The sequence below is a fragment of the Schlesneria sp. genome (assembly GCF_036405755.1).
Classification (GTDB): Bacteria; Planctomycetota; Planctomycetia; order Planctomycetales; family Planctomycetaceae; genus Schlesneria; species Schlesneria sphaerica.
The window spans coordinates 1-6144 of sequence record NZ_DASWWZ010000567.1 but is presented as its reverse complement, the minus strand read 5'-3'; the positions used below and the strand labels follow the sequence as shown (position 1 = coordinate 6144).

Annotated in this window: 5 protein-coding genes; 1 reads left to right on the top strand and 4 read right to left on the bottom strand. The window is 53.2% G+C overall.

Going from position 1 to position 6144, the window contains the following annotated elements:
- From VGE80_RS18905 to VGE80_RS18890, 4 genes are all read right to left on the bottom strand, one after another.
- Window positions 1-1222: IS4 family transposase (locus VGE80_RS18905; RefSeq protein WP_440593743.1), on the bottom strand; the 1222-nt coding region annotated here is incomplete at its 3' end.
- Between the two features lie 410 nt (window positions 1223-1632).
- Complete coding sequence (locus VGE80_RS18900; protein ID WP_440593742.1) at window positions 1633-2670, bottom strand: HEAT repeat domain-containing protein; 1038 nt, start codon at window positions 2668-2670, stop codon at window positions 1633-1635.
- A gap of 1186 nt (window positions 2671-3856) precedes the next feature.
- The gene (locus VGE80_RS18895; protein WP_440593741.1) at window positions 3857-4210 is read right to left on the bottom strand and encodes a hypothetical protein; all 354 of its coding nucleotides are present in this window, start codon (window positions 4208-4210) and stop codon (window positions 3857-3859) included.
- A 543-nt stretch (window positions 4211-4753) separates the two neighbouring features.
- The gene (locus tag VGE80_RS18890; protein WP_397571891.1) at window positions 4754-5017 is read right to left on the bottom strand and encodes a transposase; all 264 of its coding nucleotides are present in this window, start codon (window positions 5015-5017) and stop codon (window positions 4754-4756) included.
- A 189-nt stretch (window positions 5018-5206) separates the two neighbouring features.
- On the opposite strand from VGE80_RS18890, the gene VGE80_RS18885 reads away from it, so the two are divergent.
- On the top strand, window positions 5207-6082 hold the full coding sequence (locus VGE80_RS18885; RefSeq protein ID WP_397569043.1) for a DUF3883 domain-containing protein: 876 nt from the start codon (window positions 5207-5209) through the stop codon (window positions 6080-6082).
- Window positions 6083-6144 lie beyond the last annotated feature (62 nt).

The following is a 6144-nucleotide window of genomic DNA, read 5'->3' as shown; positions in this document are numbered from 1 at the left end:
ATTCACAAGGCTCGAAGATGACTTCGCAGTCCAGGTCGGGACACTGCTGGCTGAGCCGACACAGATATAAGATTTTCCACGCAACGATCGAGTACACTGCAACGCAATTCAGCAGTCGATCCATCTCCTCGAAGTACCGTTCTTCAATGCGGCAACCTGATTTCAATGTTTTGAAATAAACTTCGATCTGCCAGCGGATGCCGTAGTATTTCACAATCAATTGAACCTGTTCGAGGTTATCGATCGGCAATGTTGTCAGAAGAATCCATTGGATTGGCTGTTGTCCTTCTGGAGGACTTGGTTCTTCTATCAGGACAACATTCAACGTCGCTTCAAGGAGTTTGCGGTCGGGGCGGTGAGGTGGTCGAAGTGTGACCGTCGCCGTACGAATTTCCACTGCCGCGACCCGAGCGTCTCGTTCTAGTGTGCGTTTTCGTTTATTCGCCTTTACCTTGGGAGTCCGACGGCTCACTTTGACGCTACACGACAACAAACTGGGTGACGCCCGCAGTGTTTCCACCAAATTCTTGGGGTGATTGCTCAGAACCCTGTTGTCGTGGCAGGCGCGTACCAGTAACTGCAATTCCTGTCCTTCACCCGTGTTTCGCGGCTCGGCGAACAGTTCGTAGATATCTGCTTCACTATCTCCCACACAGATGCACTGGGTGTCAGGGCAGACTTTGGCGACCTCTCTCGCCGCTCGAAGGCCTTCCAGCCAGCGGAAACTCTCTTTGTCTTCAATCGGAGTCGCCATGCGTCTATCTCGCTTTTCCGAACGAGGGACCTGCGTCTCAATCGATTTGCGAACCCAGGTCTTATTCCAGGTTTCGCCCAGAGGAATCCCGTTGGTATCAAAGGCAATCAACGGATGAACGAACGCGCCAAAGCGTGTTTTAAACTCGAGCGGGCCGCTTTCTCTGACTTGCTGCCTGGGGCGAGTGACATCCAGTTGGGTCGTGTCTTGAACCAACACGACCACGTCTGTTTGGCGAATTCGCTCATACGTGGCGGCGACATGGGGAGAGCGGATCGCCTCGGGGGACACCTTCGGATTATCGCAGAACCGATAGGCCCCTTCCATTTCGGCGCGCCCCTTCATCGCGGCAGGAATACTCATGTTCGGCTTCTCAGAGACGCGTTCCATGATCCTGACAAATCGCTTCGTCAACCGCTTGTCACCGAATTGGGCGGTGTCCAACTGATCAAGGATCATCTCCGGCATGGCAAGGACTTTCACGAGAGAATTGAAACCAATCCTCACGCAATCCTTGCGTGAACACGTCCTATGATGACTCGCTGTCCAGGTCACACACAAAAACGGACCACGAAAATCGCTTCTATTCAAATAAAAACAACTCACGACAAACCAACATCGGCAATAACCGCCGGAGGACCGAGAAGACAAAGATGTGTGGTACGATGAGACGCGGGGTCGGAGGAGAGCTTCTTTGTTTGGGGTTTGTGCGGTTGTGTTAGGGGCTCAGTCGTTGCTCCCACCGACACAGGGTCGGAGGAGAGCTTTATTTGTTGGGGTTGTGTGGCCGAGCGGGCGGCTCTGATACGTTTCCGGGTTTTCGACGTGTTCGCTCGGGTGAGTACGGCTGCACTTTGACGCACAACTGGAGTTGTTGTCTATTCAGACCGAAGGATCCGGATCAGAGCGAGTCGTGCGGCGCTGCGGAGTCGAGGATCGGATTTCGGATCGGACATCTTGCGGGGAGGGAGACGGGGGAGTGAGGAGTCTTCTTCTTCTTCTTCTTCTTCTGGCTCAGACGCCTTGGCTTCTGGTACGTGATCGACGATCGCCTTTAGCCCTGGTACGGCGTCCGCCGCTTCGGGGCCAATCTGTCCCAAGAGTGTCGCCGCAGCCTCGGCGATTGGTAAATATTCATCGTCTAACAATTCGATCAGCGCTGGAACGACGAGTGTGGTATTCCCTTCAATTTTCCATAGGGCTCGGCAGATCCCGAGTTTGGAATAATCTGTTGACGCAGGTAGCATTTCCTTGAGATCAGGAACAGCCGCCTTGGCAATGGGCCCCAGTTCTGCGAGTTGGGATGCGAACTTAGATGAGAACATGCCGCCTTGTTTGAACTTGTCAAGAATGATCGGTACCGCTTCGATGGCAGCCAGACCCAGGTCGGGTGCCAGGGAGATCGCGTCTTCCTGAACTCGATCATCGGGGTCAGACATGGACTGGATAATCGCTGCTGCTGCAGGTTCATCGAAAGGGCCGTGATCTTGCAATGCACGAAGGGCCAGCGAACGTACCCGGGGATTGTCGTCCTGCAATCGCGCGACCAGAGCGACAACTCGGCTTGGATCCTTGCTGCCTCTTTCAAAGATGTCCTGAGGCCAACATTGCCAGCCAAGGACTAACATTCCCACCGTCAAGGTGAGGGGAAGCAAGAGAGTTCCCTTCGGCCCGAAGAGGTATCCGCCCGTCTTCGCGGAGGCATATGCCACACTCGTCAGCCAGATGCCCAGACCTCCGACCAGTAGTAAAAGTGCACTCGGCAGAAGCAGGATCAAGGGGATCGGCTCCCCTATGATGAGGATCACTGTGCAGACAGAGAGCACCAGGAGGAACTTACAGTAGAACTCAATCGACCAGGTTGCGGACCAGGTCCACAAACTATAAGCCACCGCCAGCACGACGAGTGCTGCCACTGCGACATCAAACAGGAAGGCCTGTGAAAAAAACAGAATAACATCGTCGTAGTAGTCTCGCCTGAAAGTGAGAGGAGTTCCGTAGTCCTGGGGGTCACTCGGGTAACTTCCGCTCTGTGAAAAGAGATGCTACCAATCGAACAGGGACCAGGCGACGACCGCCAAAGTCGTCACCCATCTCAGCACCAATTTGAGAGAACCGACCTCACGCATTCGCTGTATCCCTACTGTCGCGACAACCCGGTCAAAATCCATGCCGTGAAGATGCCAATCATGGTCAGTAGCGTGAATCAATCAAACGATCAAGTGACTCCCATGACCGGAAAACCTTCGATCGACTGACGTGAATGCAAATCCCGATAATAGATCAAAGGCATCAAGACTCGCTCCGAACGTCGACTCACGGCTTCCCGAACCACCCCTTTTTAAGATCAGCGATGACGCCATCGCAAATCCTCGCCCCGGCCTGAAAGCCCAACACAGAGCAGCCCAGGGCAGAGCACCCCGGCACCGCCGCAAAGCGTCGCCCTGAGCTGGAAATGCGCGTATCCCCTCCGCCCTGTAAGGGCCCCAAACTCCTCCAAGCGGGGATATCTTATCGACTTCAACATGCGTCACGGGGCGGATTCACTTCGCTATCCAGCAACCCTGCGACAGCACAGAATTCACCACCTTCTTCAGGATTAGGGCATGTGGCCCAATTGTGGCAAAGCGGACGCATACACCAGTCATATCCTTGAGCCGCCCTCCTATGGCACGCCGACGAACGAAAGAGAAGATAAACCCCACAGCCGATCCCGATCTCCTGTTTTTGGGGTAATCGCCTGCAATCGAGCCACTTGCCAAGACGGACGTGGAACGGAGGTTCGGTCGCATCGCTTAAGCGGCAGAACAGGAAATCGTCACTGAGAGGGTCATCACCAGTCGTTACGCATACGTCCGAAACGGACCTGCCCCGAAAGCAGGCGCGAGCTGAAGCTGGTGATGACGTTTTGAGTGTTCGCAGTCACATCCGCCATGTCAAGAATTGAGCACCTCCGCCTGATTGACGCAGAGGTCTGAAACTTATCGAAAATTCTTCCGAGCTACTTCAGACGCTGAGGACGGGATTCGACTCCAGTGCGCACATTGGAGTAATCCATGCCCGACTCTGCAGCACACTCCAGGCTGTCACGCCATGCACCAATCAATCGGTGGCTTCGACGCTGGGCTGTTCCGCATGCGCCTGCTTTTTCTCCTGGAAGTACTGACGAATAGTCTCGTTGGGATTATAGACCGTATACGTCAGTCGCGCATGGATAACATTGAACCCCACCGGTCCGGGTCGAAATGACAATTCTTGGAGTTCCTTTGCGGTCACCGCAAAATCAATAAACACTCGACTCTGGTACTTCTCAAATGACCAACCACCAATGCGCGATCGTCCGTCATCGTAAAATTCACGGAGATCATCCCACGAACGTGGCCATTCACCGTTGTGATTGTCCATGTACAAGGTGACCATATCAGCGGCACCCCACTGGGCAAACTCATCGTCCATCTCGTATTCGTATTGCAAATACACAAATCGAGCAATGTAGAGAACGAATGAGCTCGCAACTGCGAACGAAAAGACCTTCACTCCCGCTCTAAAAACTTGCATCTTTCAGCGGTCCTTTCATTTGGTAACTTGAGGAGAAATCTTCAAAATGCCTGAAACGTATATCGTCTGTTTGATTCCACATTCTCAGTCGATCAAGTCAGAGAAGATAGAACGATTGCTCTCAAGATCGGTTGTCCCAGCAGTATGACGGATGAGCAATGAATATTGATTGAAGATCCTCAGGCGGTATGGCAAATCATCATTTAGAGTGGGCTGACTCACTTCGGCAGTCCTTTTCACCCGTAGACGCTGCCCACAAAGATTCGGCGCTGTCGACTGAATGAACAAAACTTGTGCAGAAGGTTACCAAGCTCCGTCCTGATCTTGCCAAGGGGCGACATTGACGACTACGCAGATGAGCCTCAACGGGGCAACGTCGATGTGCCGTTCGCTGGCAGTGACCTTATTTCCCTGCCTTGTATCCTCAATCCACCCCTCCTTCTACGGTACGAATAGACTGGCTGTCGATAGTGACCACACTCGGCGTCGGCTGCGTGCCAGCGGTCTGACGAACCTTTCGAGAAAGGGCGTCGTGGATCGAATTCCAGACTCGTCTCGACGCCAGCGCCAGAAAACGGTGTAAGCCATCTTGCAGAGGGGGTATTCGCGTGGAAAGGAACGCCACAGGCAACCGGTTTGATTGAGGTACAGAATCGCACCCATGAGGGCTCTGCGTTCCGCGGGCGGTCGCTCCGTCTTGGTCAGCTTGGGTGAGAGTTACTCAGTCACCTTGGATTGCTCATTCCTACGGCTGGTGGAATAATTTTTCACGGTCGTGACGGTTCCGTTTTCCTCGACCTGGGAGTCCAGGGATGCGGAGTCGTAGCGATTTATTACGTTGCAGGCAATTTGAAGACTTAGTCACATAGAACTCGGTTCAATGGTGTCAAGAAAATGGATCTCAAGAAGGAGTCGCAGACAGCCAAAGCTTGGACGGCGAAAGAAGTCCGTTTGCTTGTGGCTGATTACTTCGACATGCTGCAATCAGAGTTGCACGGGAACCCGTACAACAAAGCAGAGCATTGCAGGGCACTCGCTCCTTCGTTGTCGGCGCGGACAAAGAACGCTATTGAGTTCAAGCACCAGAATGTCAGCGCTGTGCTGGTGGAGCTCGGGGTACCCTACATCGAGGGGTACAAACCTCTCAGAAACTATCAGTCAATCCTCGCCTCAGAGGTCGAAGCGTACTTAGACCAGCGGCCAAATTTGTTGCAGGAAATGGCTGTCGCGCCGACTTTAAACCCGACGGAGTCACCGGTCATTAGCTCTCGAAGTCTCAAGGATGTCATCATAGATCCTCCCGAAAAGATCTTTACCCCTAACGCGAATAGTAAGCCGTGGTTGTCTCGCAAAACTCGTAGGATCGACTTTGCGGAACGCGATGCCGCAAATCAACTGCTCGGAAAGCTTGGCGAACAGTTCGTGTTCGATCTGGAACGGCATCGGTTAAAGCTCGTCGGTCGAGATGACTTGGCTCAGAAGGTGGTCTGGGCATCGCGAGATAACGGAGATGGGCTCGGATTCGACATCATTTCGTTCGATGAAACAGACGACTCGGAAAGATTGGTGGAGGTTAAGGCCACGGGGCTCGGTAAGTTCTTTCCATTCTACGTTACTTCGAATGAAGTGCGATGCTCTGAGGATCGTTCGCATCAGTATCAATTGTTCCGCGTTTTTGACTTCGTGCGGTCGCCCAAGCTCTTCATCTTGAATGGATCATTGAGGCAAACTTGTCAGCTCGAACCTGTGTTGTATCGGGCTGGGGTATAAGGAAGTGCAATTGGGTGCTGCGTTGCCGACCGTAGAGGGGCGTTAAAACGAAAAATCCGCCA